We start from the raw sequence: 22,744 nt of genomic DNA, 5'->3' as shown, positions 1-22,744 counted from the left end.
GCTTTCGGAGGCGACGTGGAAACGGGGTGGCGCGATTGCTTCAGAGCACTTCCGACACGCGGCTGGCCATCAGGATGTTGGCGTGCAGGGTGTTGGTGGCTTCGTTGCCCACCTTCTTGGCCGAGTGATTGGTCAGCAAGCTCCACACCAGGTTGTCGTCCACACGGAAGCTGCAAAGAAGCGTGTTTCTGGACGCCAGTTTCATCACTTGTGCTGCGGACAGCGATGCAAGAATATCGGCAGATTCCTCATTCATGCCCAGACGGAAAACCGCTTCGGCCTTGTCCTGGCGAATCAGGGTCTGAGCCAACATCAGGTACGTGAGGTTGGCTTCGCGGATTTCGGCGAGGAGTTGTTCGTTGGTCATGGCGGCTTCCTTTGTTCCAGTTCCCGGATCCCGCGTTGTCTGCTGGTTGCAGGTTTTGCGTGATCCGTTGAAATGGATTGTGAAACCGGCCCAATCAGAAATTAAGTCGGGGTTTGGCTGTGCCGCGTGTCTGGTTTTGGGGTGGTGCTTGTAGGAATTTGCCTTACAAGCCGAGCAGGCTCCGTCCGGCATTCCATTGGGTTGTGCGTGCTGTCGCGACAGGCACGGCGCCACGGATTCTGCTCATGGTTTTGATAGCGCCTTCGAAACCATCTTTTTTGTGCTTTTACAACCCCCGCCGTCGGTATTGATCGGCCCGGGCTCTTTCGCGGGGGGAAAAACCCGTAACCCAGCGGGTTTGGCCAAGGGCTGCGTTGCAGGCGTTCCGGGGCGCAGGAAGCAAGAACGAAGCAATGGCGCCAGTGGAGCGGTGTGACCAGCGCTTAGCCTTTTTCGACGGGACGAGCGGGGTCTGAGCACCATTCGCTCCAGCTGCCCGCAAACAGGGCGGTGTGGCCCAGGCCCGCAACTTCCATCGCCAGCAGATTGGGCACCGCACTCACACCGCTTCCGCATTGGTGCACGACCGTAGCGGGGTCGCGGCCCGCGAGCAGGGCATCGAACTCTGCGCGCAGCACGGTCGCAGGCTTGAAACGGCCGTCAGCGCCGATGTTTTCAACAAATGGGCGGTTCAGGGCGCCAGGGATGTGGCCCGCCACAGGGTCCAGCGGCTCGACCTCGCCCCGGTAACGGGCGCCTGCGCGGGCGTCGATCACGGTCTGGGCAGGTTGCTGCAGGCGTGCAAGCACGTCGCTGGCGGTGGCCAGCTGGCGCAGGGGGGCGCCCAGCTGAAAGTTGGACTGGAAGTGCGCGGGCTCTTCGCCACTGTTCACCGCACCTGCGGTGGCCTGCCAGGCTTGCAGCCCACCGTCGAGTGCGGCCACCGCGTCATGGCCCGCCCACTTGAGCATCCACCAAAGCCGTCCACAGTAGTTGGCACCCTGGCGGTCGTACACCACGGCCTGCATGCCGTTGGCAAAACCCACGCTGGACAGCCACATGGCAAAACGTTCGCGGCTGGGCAACGGGTGGCGCCCGCCCGATGCGGGTTGGTCGGCCTCTTGTGCTGTGAGCGTGCCGGTGGCGCCTGGTGCGCCGTGTTTGGCGCTCAGGTCCTTGTTCAGGTCGGCGTAGACGGCGCCTGGGATATGGGCCTGCGCGTACTGCTGCGCGCCAGCAGTGGATTGCGTCAGGTCGAAGCTGCAGTCAAACACCATCAGCGGCGCGCCACTGGCGATCAGGGATTGCAGGTCGGGGGCGGAGATGAGGGTGGTGTAAGTGGTCATCGGCAGGGGCTGTGCAAAGTGACGGGGGGTGTCGGAAGGTGCTCCATTGTGGCCATCTCGGTGCACGGTGTCCTTGTCACTTCGTATCCGTCAGTGTTCTTCGGCGGGGGTGCCGGGGGCCGCGCGGGCCCGCAAGATGGTGGCCACAATGCCACTGCCCACGATGAGTGCCATACCGAGCCAGCCGATGGGTGGAATCTGGTCGCCAAACAGCAGCACGCTGTAGACGGCGGCAAACACAATGCCCGAATACTGCAGGTTGGCCACCACCAGTGTTCCGCGCTGGGTTTTGGCGCTGGCATAGGCCTTGGTCATGCACAACTGGCCGCCTGCGGCCAGAACGCCAATGGGAAGCAGCCACAGCGCCTGCCAGCCCGGCCAGGCTGACATCCCGGTGAACAGCATGGCCACGCCACCCGCCACCGCCGAGCCCACGGCGAAGTAAAAGACGGTGCGCGACTCGGGTTCACCCAGGCGCGACAGCGCCACCACCTGCATGTAGGCAAATGCGGCGGTCAGACCGGACATCAGGCCGATCATTCCGGCAAAGGCCTGGTTTTGGTCCAGGCTGGGGCGCAGCATCAGCACCACGCCCACAAAACCAACCAGCACGGTCAGTATCAGTGGGCCCTGCAGCGTCGGGCGCGGCGTGGTCGGCGAGGGGCGCCAGGCCAGCAGGGTGCCTCCTATCAGGAAGGCGGCGATCCACACGCTGCTCATGTAGTTGAGCGTCATGGCCGTGGCCAGGGGCAGGTGGGCAATGGCAAAGAACCAGGCACCGAGCGATGTCACGCCCACCAGGCTGCGCCAGGCGTGCATGCCGGGGTATTGCGTCGCCAGCGTCACCTTTTGCGAGCGTGCCAGCAGCCACAGGATGAGCATGCCGATGAGGCCCCGATAGCAGACCAGCTCGGCCGAGTTGAAGAAGTTCGATGCGATCTTGACGCATACGCCCATGCTCGCAAAGAGGAATGCGGCCAACACCATCCAGAGGGCTTGCATGGAAGACTTATAAGGGTAGGGCTGAAAGTAAAAATAGCTGCTAGCGCTTGATGGTCTAGCGGTGGCAGCTATTGTAATAAGAGCATTCCGGGCAATCGTCACGAATCGCCGGCGTTTACCTTGCTGTTCGAGTGTTCACTGACCGACGGCGCCATGCGCAGGTCGGGGTTTTGAAAAACTGGCGCGACCCAGGCCAGCGCCCCCGCGCAAGGGCCGCCCCACCGCGCTGGGGGCGTCCCTCGGGGGGACAGCGCGAAGCGACTCAGGGGGGGCTTCCCATTTTGTCGCGGTACCACTCGTGGAAGTGCTGCATGCCATCTTCCATCGGGCTTTGGTAGGGGCCTACTTCGTTGTCGCCACGGGTGAGAAGTGCCTTGCGGCCCGCATCCATGCGCTCACCGATCTCGTCGTCTTCGATGCAGGTTTCCATGTAGGCAGCTTTTTGCGCCTCCACAAATTCGCGCTCAAACGCTGCAATCTCTTCGGGGTAGTAAAACTCCACCATGTTCAGCGTCTTGGTGGGGCTGACGGGGTGCAGCGTCGATACGGTAAGCACGTGCGGGTACCACTCGACCATGATGTGCGGGTACAGCGTGAGCCAGATGGCGCCGTGCTCCGGTGGCTTGCCGCCACGGAACGCGAGCAGCGCTTCATGCCAGCGCTCGTACACGGGGCTGCCGGCCTTGCCCAGGCGGTTGGCCACACCCACGGTCTGTACCGAGTAGTTCTTGCCAAACTCCCAGCGCAGATCATCGCAAGTGACAAAGCTGCCCAGGCCTGGGTGGAACGGGCCCACGTGGTAGTCCTCCAGATAGACCTCGATGAAGGTCTTCCAGTTGTAGTTGCACTCGTGCAATTCCACGTGGTCCAGCACGTAGCCGCCGAAATCGAGGTCGGCGCGCGGGCCCATCTGGGCCAGGTCAGCGGCTACGTCATAGCCGTTGTCTTCAAACAGCAGCCCGTTCCACTCACGAAGCTTGTAATTGTTCAGGTTCAGGCAAGGGTCGTGCGCAAAGTGCGGCGCACCCAGCAATTCACCTTGGGGGTTGTAGGTCCAGCGGTGCAGGGGGCACACGATGTTGCCGCCCGCGCTGCCCTTTTGCTGTGTGTGCAACGAGCCCTTGCCCTTGAGCATGACCGCCTGGCGGTGGCGGCACACGTTGGAGACGAGTTCGATGCCGCCCTGGGCGTTGCGCACCAGCGCGCGGCCCTCGCCCTCCTGGGGCAGGGCGTAGTAGTCGCCGATGTTCGGCACGGACAGTTGGTGCCCCACATAACGGGGCCCGCGCTGGAAGATGGTGTCCAGCTCGCGCTGGAACAGCGCATCGTCAAAGTAGCTTGAAACTGGTAGTTGGCTTGCAGCCTGCTGCAGTTGAAGACTTAAATCAGACATGGGTGACCTGACCTAAAGACTCCCCACAGGGAAGTGCGGGAGGTGCGCCGGAGCGCATCCAGAAAAAAGAAACCGGCTAGAGGTGACTAGCCGGCCCGAGAGGAATGGGATTATAGGCGGTGGGGTTATTCCCGCATCCCAGATACGTGTATTGAAAACATCGGTTCCACAAATAGGAGATGTTACGGATCGGGCGGCGTCTGACACCCGCGGCTTACCGGAGCGCCTAAAATCACCGGTTTTTCACCCACGCTCTGCTGCCCCCTCCATGCCAAAGGCCTCCGCAAAATCTGCTCCCGTTGCCGAACCCGCCAGCTACGAGGCGGCGTTGGAAGAGCTGGAGCAACTCGTGGCCCGCATTGAATCTGGCCAGTTGCCGCTGGACCAGATGCTGGCGGGCTATCAGCGGGGCGCTACGCTGCTGGCGTTCTGCCGCCAGCGGCTGGATGCCGTGCAGGACCAGATCAAGGTGCTGGACGAAGGGCAACTGCAACCATGGACCCAGGAATGAGCGCGGTGCCCACTTTGTCATCTTCCTCGAATCAGCCCTTTGACGTCACACCGTGGAGCCAGAACCATCTCGCCCGTGTGGAGCAGGCGTTGTCGCAATGGGTGGGCGACGGTGCTCCCGCCGGGCTGGGTGATGCCATGCGCTACGCCGTGCTCGATGGCGGCAAGCGCCTGCGGCCCTTGCTGGTGCTGGCGGCTTACGAGGCCATGCGCAGTGGTGCGGCCATCGCAGCGGTGTTTGACGATGCCGCGCTGCGTGCAGCCTGTGCGGTGGAGTTGATCCACGCCTACTCGCTGGTGCATGACGACATGCCCTGCATGGACAACGACGTGCTGCGCCGTGGCAAACCCACGGTGCATGTGCAGTTTGGCGAGGCCCAGGCGTTGCTGGCGGGCGATGCCCTGCAGGCGTTTGCGTTCGAGCTGCTTGCGCCTGAAAGCTCTGACATCCCGGCCGACACCCAGGCGACCCTGTGCCGGCTGCTGGCGCGCGCCGCAGGCTCGGCTGGCATGGCTGGCGGGCAGGCGATCGATCTGGCCAGTGTGGGCCTGGCGCTGACGGAAGACCAGTTGCGCCAGATGCACCGCCTCAAGACTGGCGCGTTGCTGCAGGGCAGCGTGCTCATGGGTGCCGCGTGCGGCCATGCCGCAGGGGTTGCGTATCAGGCGCTGTCTGACTACGGTGCAGCCATGGGGCTGGCGTTCCAGGTGGTCGATGACATCCTTGACGTGGTGGCCGATTCGGCCACGCTGGGCAAGACGGCTGGCAAGGATGCTGCGGCTGACAAGCCGACCTATGTGTCGTTGCTGGGCCTCACGCGGGCTCAGGCCTACGCCCAGGAGCTCCTGGGTGAAGCGCATGCGGCGCTCGGCCGCTGTGGCCTGCCCGATACCCGTGCGCTGGCAGCGCTGGCAGACATGGTGGTGCGCCGCTCGTTTTGAGCGGGGTGTCGATCGATCCGCTCGCCCCGCCATGCCGAGTCCTTGCATCGTTGCAATGAAATAAATGTCTAACTGGCCTCTTGCGCTTGTATATAAAGCGCTGGTAGCTATCAAAAAAATAGTAAATGTCCACGACATCCTTTCCCCTGTTGCAGACCATCAATGACCCGGCAGATTTGCGCCAGCTCTCGCGGGCAGACCTCAAGGCCTTGGCCGCCGAGCTGCGCGGGTTTGTGATCGAAAGCGTCTCGCAGACCGGCGGGCACCTGAGCTCCAATCTGGGGACGGTGGAGCTGACTGTGGCGCTGCACCACGTCTTCAACACCCCCGAAGACCGCCTGGTGTGGGATGTGGGCCACCAGACCTATCCACACAAGATCCTGACGGGCCGCCGTGACCGTATGCACACCTTGCGTCAGCTGGGCGGCATCTCGGGATTTCCGCAGCGGGCTGAGAGCATTTACGACACCTTCGGTACGGCGCATTCGAGCACCAGCATCTCGGCGGCCCTGGGCATGGCCTTGGCTGCCAAGCGCAAGGGCGAGAACCGGCACGCCGTGGCCATTATTGGTGACGGTGCCATGAGCGCAGGCATGGCGTTCGAGGCGCTCAACAACGGGGGCGTTGCCGACGCCAACCTGCTGGTGGTGCTCAACGACAACGACATGAGCATCAGCCCGCCCGTGGGAGCGCTCAACCGCTATCTGGCTCAGCTCATGAGCGGGCAGTTCTACGCCGCCGCCAAGAACGTCGGCAAGACCGTGTTGCGCCCCGTGCCGCCGCTGCTGGAGCTGGCCAAACGTTTCGAGCAGCAGGCCAAGGGCATGGTGGTGCCCGCCACGCTGTTCGAGAAGTTCGGCTTCAATTACATCGGGCCTATCGATGGGCACGACCTTGATTCGCTGATCCCTACGCTCGAAAACATCAAAAGCCTCAAGGGCCCGCAATTCCTGCATGTGGTCACCAAGAAGGGCCAGGGCTACAAGCTGGCCGAGGCCGACCCCGTGGCCTACCATGGCCCGGGCAAGTTCGACCCCAGCGTGGGACTGACCAAGCCTGCCACGCCCCCAAGCAGACCTTCACCCAGGTGTTTGGCCAGTGGTTGTGCGACATGGCCGCGCACGACGAGCGCCTGGTGGGCATCACGCCCGCCATGCGTGAAGGCTCGGGCATGGTCGAGTTCGAAAAGCGTTTTCCGGACCGCTACTACGACGTCGGCATCGCCGAGCAGCATGCCGTGACGTTCGCTGCCGGCATGGCCTGCGAAGGCGTCAAGCCCGTGGTGGCGATCTACTCGACCTTCCTGCAGCGTGGCTATGACCAGCTGATTCACGACGTGGCCCTGCAGAACCTGCCCGTGGTGTTTGCGCTGGACCGCGCTGGGCTGGTGGGGGCCGATGGTGCGACCCATGCGGGCGCCTACGACATTCCCTTTGTGCGCTGCATTCCGAACATGAGCATGGCATGTCCTGCCGACGAGCGTGAATGCCGCCAGTTGCTCAGCAGCGCCTTCGAGCAGGACCACCCCGTGGCGGTGCGCTACCCGCGTGGCAGCGGTGCTGGCGTGGCGCCGCTGGCGGGTCTCGACAGCCTGCCGTTGGGCAAGGGCGAGATCCGGCGCGAGCGCACAGGCACAGACACCAAGGCACCACGTATTGCCATCCTGTCGTTTGGTACCTTGTTGTATCCAGCACTGCAGGCGGCCGAGTCGCTCGATGCCACCGTGGTCAACATGCGCTGGGCCAAACCCATCGACGAGGCCCTGCTGCGTGACGTGGCTGAGCGCCATGATGCGCTGGTCACGCTCGAAGAGGGCGCCATCATGGGTGGCGCAGGAAGCGCAGTGACCGAGGCGCTCAACGCCATGGGCATCGTGCGTCCCGTGCTGCAACTGGGCTTGGCCGATGTGTTCATTGAGCACGGTGATCCTGCCAAACTGCTGTCGTTGCAGGGGCTGGATGCGGCGGGTATTCGTGCGTCGATCGCCGCCCGTTTTCTGGCAAAAAGCGCAGCCTGAGAGCCATTGACGAGGTGGCTTGAGGCTGCTGCCTGGCAGCGCGTCACCGCGGCGTGCGCGTTGGTTTTTGCTGAGTTGTCGCGCGGATGCTTGCAGAACCCTGAGAGTGCATGGTCGAGCCCCGATTTCGCGGGAAAACCCGCAAAAGTATGGGGGGGCATGTTCCTACAATGTCCCTCGGCTGAAACGAGTTCTTGGCTTGCTGTGCACAACGCGTGCTGCCCAAGTTTTGCAATCAATATATCGGAGAGAACCTCATGGATCGTCGTTCAATCATCAAGCACGCTGGCATCGCCGGTGTGCTGGCTGCAGGCGCTGCGCCCGCCGTCCACGCCCAGGCCGCCATTCGCTGGCGTCTGGCCTCCAGCTTCCCCAAGTCGCTGGACACCATTTTTGGCGGCGCTGATGTGTTCTCCAAGGCTGTCAAGGCCATGTCGGGTGGCAAGTTTGAAATCTCCGTGCACGCGGGTGGCGAGTTGATGCCTCCCTTCGGCGTGGTGGATGGCGTGCAGCAAGGCACCGTGGAAATGGCACACACGGTGCCTTATTACTTCTACGGCAAGAACCCCGCGTTTGCGCTGGGCTCGGCAGTGCCATTTGGCTTCAATGCCCGCCAGATGAACGCGTGGATGCTGCATGGCAACGGCCGCAAGCTCATGAACGAGTTCTACAGCGCCTACAACATGCTCAGCTTTGCCGGTGGCAACACGGGTACACAAATGGGTGGTTGGTTCCGCAAGGAAATCAAGTCCCCCGCAGACTTCAAGGGCATGAAGATGCGCCTGGGCGGCGGCCTGATCGGCGAAGTGATGCAGAAGCTGGGCGCTGTGCCACAAAGCATCCCTGGCGGCGAAATCTACCAAGCCCTCGAAAAGGGCACGCTGGATGCCGCTGAGTGGGTGGGTCCATACGACGACCAGAAGCTGGGCTTCAACAAGGTCGCTCCTTTCTATTACTACCCCGGCTGGTGGGAAGGCGGTCCTGAAGTGGACTTCTTCGTCAACCAAAAGGCGTTCGACGGTCTGTCGGCTGAGAACAAGGCCATCGTTGAAGCGGCAACCAATGTGGCGCACGTGGACATGCTGGCCAAGTACGATGCACTGAACCCCACGGCCCTCAAGCAACTGGTGGCCGCCAAGACCAAGGTGCTGCCATTCTCGCAAGCCGTGATGGACGCTTCGTTCAAGGCCTCGATGGAAGTGTTCGCAGAAAACGACAAGAAGAGCCCCGAGTGGAAGAAGATCTACGCCGACATGCGTGCATTCCAGCGCGACCAGATCCTGTGGTTCCGCTTTGCTGAAGCGCGCTACGACACCTTCATGTCCGCGCAAAAGATCTAACGAGGACAAGGCGGCGAAAGCCGCTCTGGACCATCAACCCGCCCGGCTTGCCTGGCGGGTTTTTTTATGCACGCGTGTTCTTCCTCAAGCCGGTGAGCTTGGGCGGTGCCGTTGGCCACACGGCGCTTCGTCCCGTGTTTCTCTGTGGCTTTGAACGGGGCGCGGCGTCCTGTGCTCTGAGGAACACGCAGGCTGTGCGCGGAGTTGTGTGGCTCACGGCCCCTTTGATGGCTTTCGGGTCGGCCGTTGTGCGGCCTTTGTGGTGCTTTGTGCTTTGGGCATTGCATCTTTTAGCCATGCGGTTTTGGCGTGCCTTGTCTCTCAAGGTGCCCTCTTGCCCGTCAAGGCAGCACCCAATAGGCTGCTAGGTCTGCGGTGGACCCGGCAGGCGCGTACGCCGCAGTTCCAGGCGGTCAGTCTGCGCGAACAAACGCTGCGACGGCCCGTCGCTACCGAACGCCGCTGCCCATGAAAAAAGCCCCTGCAGATCGCATCTGCAAGGGCTTTCGGTTGTATCGCAGGGCGGCGTTCAGCAGCCCTTGCAATCGATCACTTCTTCTCGTTGGCCATCGAGTCCTGCAAGGCTTTCAAGGGGTCGTCTGTCGTCGCTGCTGGGGCTGCAGCATCGGGCGTTGCACCGCTGCCTTCCATGCCTGCCGTAGGGTCTGTGGCCTCGGGCGCTCCGGCGGCGTCGGGCATGGTGGCTTCCATTTCCATGCGGACCTTGTCGAGGTCATAGACCTCGGTCTTGTCCAGGCCGTTGGAGACGATGCCTGGGAAGGCAATGATCAAGCCCACCATCAGCAACTGGATGCACAGGAAGGGAATGGCGCCCCAGTAGATCTGGGTGGTGGTCACGGGCGCAATCATCTTCTTGGTGACCTTGTCCATGTACTCCTTCGCCGGAGCCACGCTGCGCAGGTAGAACAGCGCAAAGCCGAACGGTGGGTGCATGAACGAGGTCTGCATGTTCACGGCCAGCAGCACGCCAAACCAGATCAGGTCGATGCCCAGCTTGTGAGCCACAGGGGCCAGCAGGGGCACGACGATGAAGGACAGTTCGAAGAAGTCCAGGAAGAACGCCAGGAAGAACACCATGATGTTCACGACGATCAGGAACCCCAGCTGGCCACCGGGCAGGCCGGTCAGCAGGTGCTCCACCCACAGCGGGCCGTCCACGCCCTGGAACGTCAGGCCGAACATGGTCGCACCCACCAGGATGAACACCACAAAACACGAGAGCTTGGTGGTGGTGGTGACAGCTTGCTTGAGCAAAGAAATGGAGAGCCGACCACGGATGATGGCCATGATGCCGGCGCCCAGCGCGCCCATGGCGCCGCCTTCGGTGGGGGTTGCCACGCCCAGGAAGATGGTGCCCAGCACCAGGAAAATCAGCAGCAGCGGCGGGATCAGCACAAAGGTCACACGCTCGGCTGCACGGGAGAGCAGGCCCAGGCGGGCGATCTTGTTGATGCTCGCAGCGACGAAGGCCAATGCCACGCCAAAACACATCGAGACCACGATGGTTTCGTCCAGCGCCACGCTGTCCACGGTTTCACCAGACCACCAGGTGTGCAGGGCGGGCATGTTCTTGGCCACATAGATCGATGCGGCCACGCAGATGCCGGTCAACACCAGCAGGGATGGCACACCGCTCTTGCCGTTGTCGCCCCGGAGCGTACGCGCTTCGGGGGGGATGGCAGGCACCCATTGAGGTTTGAAGATGGCCAGCAGGACGACGTATAGCGCGTAAAACCCGGTGAGCATCAATCCCGGCAGAAAAGCGCCCTTGTACATGTCGCCAACGCTGCGACCCATCTGGTCGGCAATGATGATGAGCACCAACGAGGGTGGAATGATCTGCGCCAGCGTGCCGGAGGCGGCAATCACCCCCGCTGCCAGGCGTCGGTCATAGCCATAGCGCAGCATGATGGGCAGAGAGATCAGGCCCATCGAGATCACCGATGCAGCGACCACGCCGGTGGTGGCTGCGAGCAGCGCACCGACGAAGATCACGGCCAGTGCCAGGCCACCACGGATGGGGCCGAAGAGCTGACCAATGGTGTCCAGCAGATCTTCCGCCATTCCGCTTCGCTCCAATATGAGCCCCATGAGCGTGAAGAACGGAATGGCCAGCAGGGTGTCGTTCTGCATGATGCCGAAGATGCGCAGCGGCACGGCTTGCAGCAGGGCTTCGGGAAGCACGTTCAGTTCAATGCCGATGAAGGCGAAGAACAGTCCGCAGGCGCCCAGGCTGAAGGCGACTGGGAAGCCCACCAGCAAGAAGCAGATGAGCCCCGCGAACATGATGGGGGCAAGGTTGTGGGTGAGAAATTCCATGGTGTGTGCTCCGCTCAGACGGCTTCGGTCTTGTTCTTGCCGTTGCCCTTGGCCGCTTCGGCCAGGTTGCGGATGGATTCAGCCAGTTCTTCTTCTGCCGTCTTCTCGACTTTCTTGACGGTGGGGTCTTCGATCAGGCCCTGCAGGAAACCCAGGCGCTTGATCAACTCCGAGATGCCTTGCAGCCACAGCAGCGCAAAGCCCAGCGGCATCACCAGGTACACGGGCCAGCGGATCAAGCCGCCCGCATTGTTGGACATCTCGCCCGACGCCAGGGCGCGGGTGAAAAAGGGAATGCCATACCAGAGCACGGCTAGGCACATGGGCGTGAGGAAGACGATGTAGCCAAACACGTCGATCCAGATCTGGTTGCGCTTGGAGAAGCGGCTGGAGATCACGTCCACCTTGACGTGCTCGCCCTGCAGCAGCGTGTAGCCAGCGGCCAGCAGGAACGAAGCGGCAAACAGGTACCACTGGACTTCCAGAAAACCGTTGGAACTGATATTGAAGGCTTTGCGCACCACGGCGTTCACGCCGCTGATGACGGTGGAGGCCAGGATCAGCCAGACCACATATTTGCCGACCTGGGTGTTAAGCCAGTCGATCCCCCTTGATAACTTCAATAGAGCCTGCATGGTGTCTCCAATAAAAAGGCTGTGCGTACGACGTGCCAGCCCGCGCGCCGGTGGACGCAAAGGCTCGACAAACTTTTACAACGGCGCGATTCTACGGAGCACTGTAGGCGGAGTCTGACAGCAGCGTGACGGTGTTATCCCTCAGCAAACACTCATTCTGTAGCTATGAAATGTGTAGCAATTAGGGTTTGTTCCTAGGCGGTGCCGTGCGCTTTTTTCGCGCAAACTGCCACCAGGGCAGCACGGTGCTCATGGCCAGCACCTCACCGCAGTGCAGGGGGGCGTAGCCGGGCAGCGCCTGCATATGCTCCCGCCACTCGGGGGTTTGCAGCAAAGTGCGCAAGGCCTGCGTGGCAGGCTGGTCCAGGCTGGCTTTGAGGCAGGCCAGGTGGTAGCGCTCATGCACCAGTGGCACAAAATCCAGCCCACGGGCCCGCGCCGCGACCTCAATACCCATGCCCACATCGGCTGCGCCTGCCACCACCGCCTGCGCCACGGCAGTGTGTGACGGTTCATTGAGCGCATAGCCCTGGATGGCCTGGGCGTCCAGGCCTGCCTGGGCCAGCAGGTCATCGAGCAGCACGCGTGTGCCTGTGCCCAGTGGCCGGTTCACGAAGCGGGCGCCGGTGCGGGCTACGTCAGCCAGGCTGCCCAGTCCGAGCGGGTTACCCGGCGCCACGATGAGGCCCTGTGTGCGCTGGGCAAAGCCGATGACCTTGTGCAGCCCGGGCTGCAAAAGGGGTTTGTAGGTGCGCGCTGTCAACGAGTCGGCAGCGGGTTGCTCCACCGTGTGAAAACCCGCCAGCGTGCAACGCCCTTCGTTCAGCGCGCGGATCGCGTCCACACTGCCGGTGAATCGGATATCCAGATGCAATGCCCCGGCATCGGCCTGCGTGGCAGCGTGTGTGCGCAAGGCCACCAGGGCATCGTCGTGGCTGGCGTACATGGTGAGTACATGGGCCTTGGGGTCGAAGGCCACGGCAAACGCGCGCTCCAGGTCGGCATGCAGCGCGGCGATCTGTGGCGCCAGCCGCGCCTGGGCCTGGCGCTCGGCCCACAGCAGCTTGGTGCCGAACTCGCTGAGCTGGGCCGACTGGCCCTTGCCCCAGATGATCAGTTCGCCGCCGAGCTGGTCTTCCCAGCGCTTGAGTGCGCCCCAGACATGGCGGTAAGACAGATGGAGCGCGCGCGCTGCGCCCGAGATGGAGCCGCGCTCGGCCACGGCCTGCAGCAGCTCGGGCAGTGGGTTGCGGATCAGCGCATTGCCTGCATCGCGGCTGAGTGTGTAGTGAAGTTGGACCCTATGCACGGGAGTTCATATCGCTGGATATTGGTTGGGTGCCTACGATAGCCGAACGCGATCACAAGGCCCATGTCTACTCTCTCCGAAAGCGCGAGCACAGCGCTGCAACTCACCCTCTCGTCCGACCCCGTCCTCTGGACCATCGTGGGCCGCTCTCTGTCTGTCAGCGCCACCGCCTGCGTGATGGCCTGCGGCCTGGGCCTGGTGCTGGGCGCATGGCTCGGCGTGGCGCGCTTTGCCGGGCGCGGCGCGGTGCTGGCGGTGCTCAATACCTTGCTGGCTGTGCCCTCGGTGGTGGTCGGATTGGTGGTGTACCTGGTGCTCTCGCGCAGCGGGCCACTGGGCTCGCTGGGCTGGCTGTTCAGCTTCAAGGCCATGGTGCTGGCGCAGGCGATTCTGGTGTTGCCCGTGGTCACTGCACTCACGCGCCAGACGGTGGAAGACGCTGAGCGCGCGCATGGCGAGCAGTTGAGGTCGATGGGCGCCGGGCCGCTGCTGCGCAGCCTGCTGCTGGCCTGGGACGAGCGCTATGCGCTGCTCACGGTGCTGCTGGCCTCGTTCGGCCGCGCAATCTCTGAGGTGGGTGCCGTGATGATCGTGGGCGGCAATATCGATGGCTTCACGCGCGTGATGACCACCGCCATTGCGCTGGAGACCAGCAAGGGCGACCTGCCGCTGGCGCTGGCGCTGGGCATGATTCTGCTGGCGGTGGTGCTGGCGCTCAATGTACTGATCGCTTTGGTGCGGCGCTGGCGCGAACGGGTGGATGGCTCTGCGTCCAGCACGCCCGTGGGGGTGGCGGCATGAGCGGGCTTTTGCCAAACCCCTGGGTTGATCTGCGCCAGGTGACGGTGCGCTACGGCCGCGTGCAGGCGCTGGACCAGGTCACGCTGCGCATCACGCCCGGCGAGCGCGTGGCGCTGGTGGGCGCTAATGGCAGCGGCAAGAGCACCTTGTTGCGGGTGCTGCATGGCCTGGCCGATACCCATGCGGGCGGCCTGCAGTGCAATGCCTCGCTGCGCCAGGCGATGCTGTTCCAGCGCCCGCACATGCTGCGCACCAGTGCTCAGAACAACGTGGCGCTGGCCCTGTGGCTGCGCGGCACCCGCTGGCGCGATGCGCGCCCGCTGGCCCTGACGGCCTTGCAGCGGGTGGGCCTGCAGGGCATTGCAGCGCAGAACGCGCGCACTCTGTCGGGCGGCCAGCAGCAGCGTGTGGCGCTGGCGCGTGCATGGGCGCTGAAGCCCGATGTGCTGCTGCTGGACGAGCCCACCGCCAGCCTCGACCCCCACGCCAAACGCGAGGTGGAGACGTTGATGGCCGACTTTGCTGCCAGCCATGGCGCTGCAGGCCCGGCGCATCCCGTGACGATGGTCTTCAGCAGCCACAACCTGGGTCAGGTCAAGCGCCTGGCCAGTCGCGTCATCTACATGGAGCACGGCCGCCTGGTGGCGGACTTGCCCGTGAACGATTTTTTCAACGGCCCCCTGCCCGAGGCCGCCCGTCTGTTTGTCAAAGGAGAGCTGGTATGACGAGTTTCAAGCCTTTTCGCGCGGTAGCGCAGGTGCCAAAAGCGCTGGTAGCTATTGTTTTGGTAGCATCTGGTTCCGTGTTCGCGCAGAGCATCACCATGGCATCCACCACCTCCACCGAGCAGTCCGGCCTGTTTGGCTACCTGCTGCCCGAGTTCAAGAAGGTCAGCGGGCTCGATATCAAGGTGGTGGCCCTGGGCACCGGGCAGGCGCTGGACATGGCGCGCCGGGGCGACGCCGATGTGCTGTTCGTGCACGACCAGGTGGCCGAAGAAAAGTTTGTGGCCGATGGCTGGGGCGTGAAGCGCTACCCGGTGATGTACAACGACTTCATCCTCATTGGCCCCAAGAACGACCCGGTGGGCACCAAAGGTAAGGACATCGTGCAGGCCCTGCAGAAGCTGTCTGCCGCCAACGGCAACTTCATCTCGCGCGGAGACAAGAGCGGCACCCACGCGGCCGAGCTGCGCTACTGGAAGCTCGCGGGTGCCGACGCCGCCAAGGGTGGCGGCTACAAGGAGTGTGGCTGCGGCATGGGCCCTGCGCTCAACATCGCGGCATCGAGCGGCGCCTATGTGCTGGCCGACCGGGGCACCTGGCTCAACTTCAAGAACCGTGCGGACCTGGCCGTGCTGGTCGAGGGCGACACCAAGCTCTTCAACCAGTACGGCGTGATGGTCGTCAACCCGGCCAAACATTCCCATGTCAAGGCGCAGGACGCGCAGAAGTTTGTGGACTGGGTGGTGTCGCCCGCCGGCCAGCAAGCCATTGCGGGCTACAAGATCGGCGGTGAGCAGCTGTTCTTTCCCAACGCGAGCAAGTAACTCCCTGAGTCGCTTCGCGCCATCCCCCGAGGGGGACACCACCGGTGGCCCGGCAGAGCCGGTTCCACTGTGACATGGTTGGGGTCGCGCCAGCTTTTAGGCGGCGGGGGCGGTGTGACCCACGAAGTCAATCGTCGTCCCGATGGTGAGAGCTGCGCCAGATGGCCCGCACCAGCCACAGGCCACACACCACCGCACCGAAGAACCCCAGGAAGCCAAACGCTGGCAGGCCGAACAGCGTAGGCCCGCCCTTGACGGTCATCACGATGGACGAGCCGATGATCAGCGCGGCAATCACCAGCGCCATGGCGAGCCGGTTGGCCGACCGGTCGATCTGGTCGCCCACACGTTTGAGGTGGGCCAGCTCAATGCCCACCTGCAGGTGCCCGCGCCGCGCGTTGCGCAGTAACCGCCCCAAGTCGTCCGGCAACTGCTCCACGGTAGCCAACGCGCGCCGCAAGGTGCTCAAGGCTCGCCCGGCCAGCGCTTTGGGCTGGTAGCGCTCACGCACCACCTGCTTGAGCAGCGGCAGGGCCTCGGTCGCCATATGAAACTCTGGGTCGAGATTGCGGCCCATGCCTTCGAGCGAGATGAAGGCCTTGATGAGCAGCGCCAAGTCGGACGGCAAGCCCAGGTGGTGCTCGCGCAGGATGGTCGTCACGTCGGCCAGCATCTGCCCCAGGCTCAGCTGCGCCAGCGGAACACCGTGGTACTGGTCCACAAAGGCCTCGATCTCGGTTTCGAGTTGGCCGAGGTTCACGCCTTGCTCGTTCCCCGTCCAGTCCAGCAGCACATCGCCTACCGCCTGGGGCTGGTGTTCCACCAGGCCCAGCAGCAGTTGCAGCAGCTCATCGCGCCGGCGCTGCGACAGGCGGCCCACCATGCCAAAGTCGATGAACGCAATGCGGTTGCCCGGCAGGTAGAACACATTGCCCGGGTGCGGGTCGGCGTGGAAAACGCCGTCCTTGACGATCATCTGCAGCACCGCCTGCGCGCCCCGCTGCGCCAGCACGGTGCGGTCATATCCTGCCTCGGGCGTCAGTGCGGCCAGGGCGCCGCCGGGTGTGCCGTCGATGAAATCCTGCACATTGATGCGCTCGCGCGTGTAGGCCCAGTGCACGCGAGGGATCACGATGTGGGGCAGCGCGGCCATGTTGGTGGCAATGCGCTCGGCCTGGCGGCATTCGCCCGCCAGGTCCAGCTCGCGGCGCAGCGAGCGTGCAAATTCCCGCACCAGTTGTTGGGGGCGGTAAGGTTTGAGCACGGGCAGCTCGGCCTCGGCCAGCGCCGCCAGCCGCTGCAGCAGGCGCAGGTCGGCGTCGATGGTGTCTGCAATACCGGGGCGACGTATCTTGACGACCACCTCGGTGCCGTCCTGCAGCCGGGCGCGGTGCACCTGGGCGATGGATGCAGCCGCCAGCGGTGCGGTGTCGAACCAGGCAAAGACATCTTCGGGTTCGGCACCCAGGTCCTCACGCAGTTGCAGGCGCAGGGCATCGAGGGGCACAGCGGGCACGTGGCTGTGCAGTTTTTCAAACTCGGCGATCCATTGGGGGCCAAACAAATCGGCCCGGCCCGCAAGGATTTGGCCGAACTTCACAAACGCCGGGCCCAGCTCTTCGAGCGCCAGGCGCACCTGCACGGGCGGCTCGATGCGGGCCAGGTCGGCGGCGTGGGTCCAGTTCAGGGCCTGGCCCGCGCGCTCCAGACGGTCGGCCAGGCCCAGTCGGCGCACGGTGTCGCCAAACCCATGGCGCACCATCACGCCCAGGATTTCCTTCAGGCGCCCCAGGTCGCGCGCGGTGTCCAGGGTCTCGATCAGCATGGGACGATGATAGTCGGCAGGGTGTGGCTCAGAACGGCAGGGCGGGTTTGTTCACCATCAGGTAGAACACGATGGCCATCGCCACAAAAGCCGGGTAGCCCAGCGCCTCCCACCAGCGCGCACAGCGCCAGTAGAGCGGGGGCAGTGCGCCGTGGCTGTGCGCCGCCTGCGCCGCCATGTCGCGCATGCGAAGTTGCAGCCACACCACGGGCAGCCAGCAGGCTCCGGCCACAAGGTACAGCGCCACGGACAGGGCCAGCCAGGGTGTGCTCCAGGGTATGCCTGCCATAGTGGCCATGGCCAGTCCGGTGGCGGGCTGAATGAAGACCGTGGGGGTGGTGAACCACCAGTCCGCCCGCACCACCAGGCGGCTGACCACCGCCTGTGCCTGCACATTGCCGCTGCGGTTGGTAAAGAACATGTAGAACGCCGAGCCCAGCCCGGTGCCCACCAGCAGCACGCTGGAAAGGATGTGGACCCACTTCAGGGTGAGGTACAGGTTCATGGTGGCGCGGAAGTTTCTTCTTGCAGCAGCACCAGCAGGATGGCCGCAATCGGCAGGTTCTTGGTCAGCGGCCCCAGAGGGTGTAGCCACCAGGCGGGATCGATGAATGTCGCCAGCAGTGTCATGGCGGCCATCAGCAGCAGTGCTGCCCCATACGCCTTGCGGCCAGGGTGAAGTGCCAGCCACAGCCCCAGGACGGCGTCGGCAACCGCACCGCCCAGGATGATGGCGGTGGGAAGCCACGAAGCATGGCCTTCGGTCCAAGCGGGTGGCAGGCCGGCCAGCAGTTCGCGGCTTTGGCCGTGGAGTTCCCACACGCTGACCCAGGCAGTAGCCAGCCAGACGACCACAAGGCTGTTGCGCAGGAGATTCGCAGACGAGCGGTTCATGGACCGACCTTGCGCGCGCCGGAAGGATCTGCCCCTTGCGCCTGTTGCCAGTCTGCAATGTCCGCAGCGCGGATCGTCAAAAACTGCGCCAGGCGCAGGAACCGCTGGCGCGTCTTTCGGACAAAGATCCAGTCCACCAAGGGCTCCAGAACAGCCCTAAAGGCGGCCGGGCCCACCTGGAAGGTGTAGGTGTAGATCAGTAGGGATTGGTCGGGGCCCTGCTCCTGGTGGCGCATGGAGGCGGCCCATTGGGTGAAGGGAAACGAACGGTCAACCATGGCAGCGGCCGCGATCACAGGGCGGTCGTAGCTGACGAACTGCGTGCGCATGGACAGCGCCCGCAACGGGCCCGCACCCAGGTTCTCGGTGATGGCGCCCACGCTGGGGCAAGGCGCGCCGCTTTCTACGCTGGTACGGCGCACCAGCGAATCCCACTGGCATCGCCACTCGTGGTAGTGGAATGCGTCAAAAACAATGTCTGCCCGCGCTGGCATGGAGAAGATCATTTTTTGGTGGGCCATCGCTTCATTCCTCCACCACATCGGTCACCATGCCCCACCTCGCAAACTCGGGCGCAAAGGCCGCCAGCGGCAGCAGGCTGGTGCTGGTGTGTGCGCCCATTGGCAGCGCCTGCCCGGCCGCCAGTTGGCGGGCCAGCAGGATCGCCGCCATGCAGGGGATTTCGGGGCCATGGTCGTGGTCGGCAGCGATGTGCCAGGCGCGGCGGCGGGGCTGGCCCTGGGCATCGGTGCCTGCCACCCGCACCACCATGCCGCCCAGTGGTGTGCCCAGAAAGTCCAGCGCGCCGCCCGCGTGGTGCATCAGCCAGGCCAGCTTTTCGGGATGGGGCAGCACGCCCCAAGAGCGCAGCGCCGCCAGGGTGGCAAAGGCTCTCTGCGCCAGGCCCACCTCCAGAGCGGCACGGAAAGTGACGCGGTCGCGTGCCTGGTAGCGGGCCGGGAAAATCTCCAGGTCCGGAATGTCGCAGACAGCCCCCAGGCGCGGCCGCAGCCGGTGAAACCGCACCGGCGTGGGGTGGGCCCAGCCGCGTTGCGGCTGCCAGCGGCCGCCCTCCCATACGTCGATGGGCAGGCCGCAGTAGCTCAGCACTGCCGCCAGCGTGGCCTGGCCCCGAGGCGCCCGCTGCGCGGGGGCGATGCAGGTGTCAATGCGATCGATGTGCTGCCAGCCCGCGCACAGGTGGTCGATGACGGCCGAAGACAATGCCGGCACGGTGCTGGCTCCGGCAATGGCGGTGCGCCCTGCAGCGGCAAACGCAGCCTGCATTGAAGCGGGAAAGTCGCACACAAAGCGGCGGCCGTCGGCCAGGTCGATGTAGTGTGCGCCTGCCTCGGCGGCGGCCTGGGCTACGTTGTATGCCTGGGCCTGGAACGGCCCCGCTGTGTGGATGACAAGACCAACGCCCCATTGCCGCAACGTGGCTGCCAGACCAGGGGTCTGGTGGTCCAAGGCCACGCCCTGTGCGCCGTGGCCCAGGGTGTTTGCCAGGGCCTGGGCGCGCAATGCGTCGCGGCCAGCGACCAGCACTCGGATGCCATGGTGCGTGGCGGGATCACCCGCCAGCGCTTTGCAGATGCGTGCGCCGAAGTTGCCGTAGCCGCCCAGGACCAGGGTGGTGAGTGCTGCCATGGTTCAGGTCCCGCGCTGCCAGTGGCAAGACGCCAGCAGGGCCGGCAAGGGTAGCAACGGCGGCAAAGCGGACCCGTCCATCAAGATGTCCGTACGGCCATCGGTCATCGCCTGTGCAGGCCGTCTGCTGCCCATCGCCCGCCAGATTGAAACCATGTCCTCCCCTTTCGCTTGTGCGAACGATCATACGATCGATGGGATGGGTGCCAGGCGTGGTTTCAGTTCACGATGGCGATGCCCTTGACCTGCGCAAACAGGGGTTGGCCGGGGGTCAACCTCAGCGCCTGGGCCGACCGCTGGGTGACTCGCGCCAGCAGCCGCGTGGCGCCTGCATCCAGGGCCACCATCAGCTGGCCCGGGCTGTCTTCTGCCAGTGCCACCACGGTGGCGGGCAGGACGTTGAGAATGCTCGTGTCATGGGGGGCAGCGAGAGCCAGGCTCACGTCGCGCGCCTGCACGCGCAGGCGCAGTGGCTCGCCGGGGGCGCGGGGTGTGGGGCTTACCAGCAGCAGTTGGCCCCCATGGAACCCCACGGTGGTGATGTGGTCGTGCGCATCGTGGCGCAGCACCGTGCCTGTAATCACCGTGGCGGCCGCATCGCCATGGGCCAGTGGCAGGTCCAGTCGCACGATCAGTTCGTCAGTGGGACCTTGGGCCAGCATACGGCCTTCGCGCATCAGCACCATGTGCCCGGCCAGCCGGGCCACTTCGTCGATGGCGTGGCTCACATACAGCATGGGGATGTCGAGCGTGCGATGGAGCCGTTCCAGGTAAGGCAGCACCTCGGCCTTGCGCTGCGCATCCAGTGCGGCCAGCGGTTCGTCCATCAGCAGCAGGCGCGGGCTGGTGGCCAGTGCGCGCGCCATGGCCACGCGCTGGCGTTCGCCGCCCGACAGCGCCTGGGGTTTGCGGTCCATCAGGTGGGCGATGCCCAGCAGCTCCACCGCCTGTTCCAGCGCCACCTTGCGGCGTGTGGCGGGCGTGCGCTGAAGGCCGTAGTCAATGTTGCCGCGCACGCTCAGATGGTCGAACAGGCTGGCCTCCTGGAACACGTAGCCCAGGCCGCGCTCGTGGGTGGTGCGCCAAATTTGTTGCGCATCGTCCTGCCACACCTCGCCGTTGACCACCACATGTCCCGGCTTTGCGCGCTCCAGCCCGGCAATGGCGCGCAGGCAGGTGGTCTTGCCACAGCCTGAGGGGCCGAAGAGGGCGGTCACGCCGTGCCCGGGCAGTTGCAGGTTCACGTCCAGCGTGAAGCCGGGGTGCGCCACCGTGAGTTGCGCCGTGATCTGTGTGGAGGGTGGATGTGCCGCCATGTCACTGCACCATCGAGGTGGCCTTGCGGCGGGTGAGGTTCAGCCCCAGCAACACCACAAACGAAAACAGCACCATGCCCCCCGCCAGCCAGTGGGCCTGGGTGTATTCGAGGGCCTCGACATGGTCATAGATCTGCACTGACACCACGCGCGTCACCCCGGGGATGTTGCCTCCCAGCATGAGCACCACACCAAACTCGCCCACGGTGTGCGCAAAGCTCAGGATGGCGGCAGTGATGAAGCCTGGTCGCGCCAGGGGCAGCGCCACGGTGAAAAACCGGTCCATCGGCCCGGCGCCCAGCGTGGCCGCCGCTTCCAGCGGGCGATGGCCGATGGCCTCAAACGCGTGCTGCAGCGGTTGCACGGCAAAAGGCAGTGAATAAATGAGGGAACCCAGTACCAGGCCCCAGAAGGTGAAGGGCAGGGTGCCCAGGCCCAGCCATTGGGTGAACTGCCCCAGGGGCCCGTGCGGGCCCATCGTGACCAGCAGATAAAAACCGATCACGGTGGGGGGCAGTACCAGCGGCAGCGCTACCAGTGCCGACACTGGCCCGCGCCAGCGCGATGGGGTGTGTGCCAGCCACCAGGCCAGCGGTGTGCACAGCACCAACAGCAGCAGCATGGTGGTGCCCGCCAGCCGCAGGGTGAGGCCAATGGCCGCCAGGTCGGCGCTGGAGAAGGGCATGAAGATGGGGAGGAGGTCGGAGGGCCCGAAGGCGATCAGAAACTATAGCCGTAGGACTGAATGATGGCGCGGGCCTTGTCGCCGCGCAGGTAAGCCAGCAGCGCGGCGGCAGCGGCGCTGTCCTTGCCAGGGTTGAGCAGCGCGGCGTCCTGGCGGATGGGGTCGTGCAGGTTGGCAGGCACCTGCCAGGCCGAGCCGCTGCTGATCTTTCCGTTGGTCATCACCTGCGACAGCGCCACAAACCCCAGTTGCGCATTGCCGGTGGACACAAATTGGAAGGTTTGCGCAATGTTCTCGCCCTGTACCAGGCGCGGCTGCAGCGCGGTCGATACACCCAGCTTGTCCATCACCTGCACGGCCGCAGCGCCGTACGGCGCGAGCTTGGGGTTGGCAATGGCCAGGTGCTTGAAGTCGCCCTTTTTGAGCACATCGCCGTTGCCATCCACATAGCTGGGCTGAGCGCTCCACAGCACCAAAGTGCCCACGGCGTAGGTGAAGCGCTTCTGGGGTACGGCCTTGCCCTCGCGCTCGAGCTTGGCGGGCGTGGTGTCGTCTGCTGCCAGCAGGATCTGAAACGGCGCCCCGTTGGTGATCTGCGCATAAAACTTGCCCGTAGCGCCAGAGGCGAGTTCTGCCTTGTGGCCGGTATCGGCCTCAAACGCGGCCGCGATCTTCTGCATGGGCGCCGTGAAGTTGGCGGCCACCGCCACCGAAACCTGGTCGGCATGGGCCGCATGTGCCGTGGCGAAACCCAGGCCGATGAGGGTGAGGTGCAGAAAGGCTCGGCGGTAGAACATGGCATCGGAGCGTTGAAGCGCTATTC

Annotated in this window: 21 protein-coding genes and 1 pseudogene; 7 read left to right on the top strand and 15 right to left on the bottom strand. The window is 64.4% G+C overall.

What is annotated here, in order from left to right; translation table 11 throughout:
* Window positions 1-40 precede the first annotated feature (40 nt).
* The 4 genes from flhD to CLU85_RS17005 all read right to left on the bottom strand — a co-directional run bounded on the left by flhD (window position 41) and on the right by CLU85_RS17005 (window position 4,108).
* The gene (gene flhD, locus CLU85_RS17020) at window positions 41-367 is read right to left on the bottom strand and encodes a flagellar transcriptional regulator FlhD (RefSeq protein ID WP_008902803.1); all 327 of its coding nucleotides are present in this window, start codon (window positions 365-367) and stop codon (window positions 41-43) included.
* A gap of 443 nt (window positions 368-810) precedes the next feature.
* Complete coding sequence (locus CLU85_RS17015; RefSeq protein ID WP_100411301.1) at window positions 811-1,713, bottom strand: sulfurtransferase; 903 nt, start codon at window positions 1,711-1,713, stop codon at window positions 811-813.
* Window positions 1,714-1,803: 90 nt separating this feature from the next.
* Window positions 1,804-2,715, bottom strand: coding sequence for a DMT family transporter (locus CLU85_RS17010; RefSeq protein WP_100411300.1), 912 nt, complete (start codon window positions 2,713-2,715; stop codon window positions 1,804-1,806).
* Between the two features lie 262 nt (window positions 2,716-2,977).
* On the bottom strand, window positions 2,978-4,108 hold the full coding sequence (locus tag CLU85_RS17005) for an aromatic ring-hydroxylating dioxygenase subunit alpha (protein ID WP_100411299.1): 1,131 nt from the start codon (window positions 4,106-4,108) through the stop codon (window positions 2,978-2,980).
* A 268-nt stretch (window positions 4,109-4,376) separates the two neighbouring features.
* On the opposite strand from CLU85_RS17005, the gene xseB reads away from it, so the two are divergent.
* The 4 genes and pseudogenes from xseB (at window position 4,377) to CLU85_RS16985 (ending at window position 8,917) form a co-directional block, all read left to right on the top strand.
* Window positions 4,377-4,619 carry an exodeoxyribonuclease VII small subunit gene (xseB, locus tag CLU85_RS17000; RefSeq protein WP_100411298.1) on the top strand — a complete coding sequence of 81 codons (243 nt, stop codon included), beginning with the start codon at window positions 4,377-4,379 and terminating at the stop codon, window positions 4,617-4,619.
* Window positions 4,616-5,560, top strand: coding sequence for a polyprenyl synthetase family protein (locus tag CLU85_RS16995; protein ID WP_100411297.1), 945 nt, complete (start codon window positions 4,616-4,618; stop codon window positions 5,558-5,560). The genes xseB and CLU85_RS16995 overlap by 4 nt, the downstream gene beginning before the upstream one ends.
* Window positions 5,561-5,685: 125 nt before the next feature.
* Window positions 5,686-7,577, top strand: a pseudogene (gene dxs / locus CLU85_RS16990) (1-deoxy-D-xylulose-5-phosphate synthase).
* A 257-nt stretch (window positions 7,578-7,834) separates the two neighbouring features.
* A complete protein-coding gene (locus tag CLU85_RS16985; protein ID WP_100411296.1) occupies window positions 7,835-8,917 on the top strand; it encodes a TRAP transporter substrate-binding protein in 1,083 nt (360 codons plus the stop codon).
* Between the two features lie 549 nt (window positions 8,918-9,466).
* On the opposite strand, the gene CLU85_RS16980 is transcribed toward CLU85_RS16985, so the two are convergent.
* From CLU85_RS16980 to CLU85_RS16970, 3 genes are all read right to left on the bottom strand, one after another.
* Window positions 9,467-11,257: a TRAP transporter large permease subunit gene (locus tag CLU85_RS16980; protein ID WP_100411295.1), complete on the bottom strand. Its 1,791-nt coding sequence runs from the start codon at window positions 11,255-11,257 to the stop codon at window positions 9,467-9,469.
* Window positions 11,258-11,271: 14 nt separating this feature from the next.
* The gene (locus tag CLU85_RS16975) at window positions 11,272-11,892 is read right to left on the bottom strand and encodes a TRAP transporter small permease subunit (protein ID WP_100411294.1); all 621 of its coding nucleotides are present in this window, start codon (window positions 11,890-11,892) and stop codon (window positions 11,272-11,274) included.
* Window positions 11,893-12,073: 181 nt separating this feature from the next.
* On the bottom strand, window positions 12,074-13,201 hold the full coding sequence (locus CLU85_RS16970; RefSeq protein WP_100411293.1) for a substrate-binding domain-containing protein: 1,128 nt from the start codon (window positions 13,199-13,201) through the stop codon (window positions 12,074-12,076).
* 63 nt (window positions 13,202-13,264) lie between these two features.
* On the opposite strand from CLU85_RS16970, the gene CLU85_RS16965 reads away from it, so the two are divergent.
* Genes CLU85_RS16965 through CLU85_RS16955 form a run of 3 tightly spaced genes read left to right on the top strand, consistent with a single transcriptional unit; the run spans window position 13,265 to window position 15,551 of the window.
* Window positions 13,265-14,002, top strand: coding sequence for an ABC transporter permease (locus CLU85_RS16965; protein WP_100411292.1), 738 nt, complete (start codon window positions 13,265-13,267; stop codon window positions 14,000-14,002).
* Complete coding sequence (locus CLU85_RS16960; RefSeq protein WP_100411291.1) at window positions 13,999-14,727, top strand: phosphate ABC transporter ATP-binding protein; 729 nt, start codon at window positions 13,999-14,001, stop codon at window positions 14,725-14,727. Before CLU85_RS16965 ends, CLU85_RS16960 begins: the two co-directional genes overlap by 4 nt.
* The gene (locus CLU85_RS16955; protein ID WP_100411290.1) at window positions 14,724-15,551 is read left to right on the top strand and encodes an extracellular solute-binding protein; all 828 of its coding nucleotides are present in this window, start codon (window positions 14,724-14,726) and stop codon (window positions 15,549-15,551) included. Before CLU85_RS16960 ends, CLU85_RS16955 begins: the two co-directional genes overlap by 4 nt.
* Before the next feature lie 127 nt (window positions 15,552-15,678).
* On the opposite strand, the gene CLU85_RS16950 is transcribed toward CLU85_RS16955, so the two are convergent.
* From CLU85_RS16950 to modA, 8 genes are all read right to left on the bottom strand, one after another.
* Entirely contained in the window at window positions 15,679-17,376 is a 1,698-nt protein-coding gene (locus CLU85_RS16950) for an AarF/ABC1/UbiB kinase family protein (RefSeq protein WP_100411289.1), read from the bottom strand.
* A 28-nt stretch (window positions 17,377-17,404) separates the two neighbouring features.
* Entirely contained in the window at window positions 17,405-17,881 is a 477-nt protein-coding gene (locus tag CLU85_RS16945; RefSeq protein ID WP_100411288.1) for a DUF2269 domain-containing protein, read from the bottom strand.
* Window positions 17,878-18,270, bottom strand: coding sequence for a DoxX-like family protein (locus CLU85_RS16940; RefSeq protein WP_100411287.1), 393 nt, complete (start codon window positions 18,268-18,270; stop codon window positions 17,878-17,880). Before CLU85_RS16940 ends, CLU85_RS16945 begins: the two co-directional genes overlap by 4 nt.
* Window positions 18,267-18,791: a hypothetical protein gene (locus tag CLU85_RS16935; protein WP_100411286.1), complete on the bottom strand. Its 525-nt coding sequence runs from the start codon at window positions 18,789-18,791 to the stop codon at window positions 18,267-18,269. The genes CLU85_RS16940 and CLU85_RS16935 overlap by 4 nt, the downstream gene beginning before the upstream one ends.
* A gap of 4 nt (window positions 18,792-18,795) precedes the next feature.
* Entirely contained in the window at window positions 18,796-19,920 is a 1,125-nt protein-coding gene (locus tag CLU85_RS16930; RefSeq protein WP_100411285.1) for a saccharopine dehydrogenase NADP-binding domain-containing protein, read from the bottom strand.
* 218 nt (window positions 19,921-20,138) lie between these two features.
* The gene (modC, locus tag CLU85_RS16925) at window positions 20,139-21,236 is read right to left on the bottom strand and encodes a molybdenum ABC transporter ATP-binding protein (protein WP_100411284.1); all 1,098 of its coding nucleotides are present in this window, start codon (window positions 21,234-21,236) and stop codon (window positions 20,139-20,141) included.
* A 1-nt stretch (window position 21,237) separates the two neighbouring features.
* The gene (modB, locus tag CLU85_RS16920; RefSeq protein ID WP_100411283.1) at window positions 21,238-21,921 is read right to left on the bottom strand and encodes a molybdate ABC transporter permease subunit; all 684 of its coding nucleotides are present in this window, start codon (window positions 21,919-21,921) and stop codon (window positions 21,238-21,240) included.
* 35 nt (window positions 21,922-21,956) lie between these two features.
* Complete coding sequence (gene modA, locus CLU85_RS16915) at window positions 21,957-22,718, bottom strand: molybdate ABC transporter substrate-binding protein (RefSeq protein ID WP_100411282.1); 762 nt, start codon at window positions 22,716-22,718, stop codon at window positions 21,957-21,959.
* Between the last annotated feature and the right edge of the window lie 26 nt (window positions 22,719-22,744).

Origin of the sequence: Acidovorax sp. 69 (genome assembly GCF_002797445.1) — a bacterium.
GTDB lineage: Bacteria > Pseudomonadota > Gammaproteobacteria > Burkholderiales > Burkholderiaceae_C > Acidovorax.
This window is presented reverse-complemented; position numbering and strand designations above follow the sequence as displayed.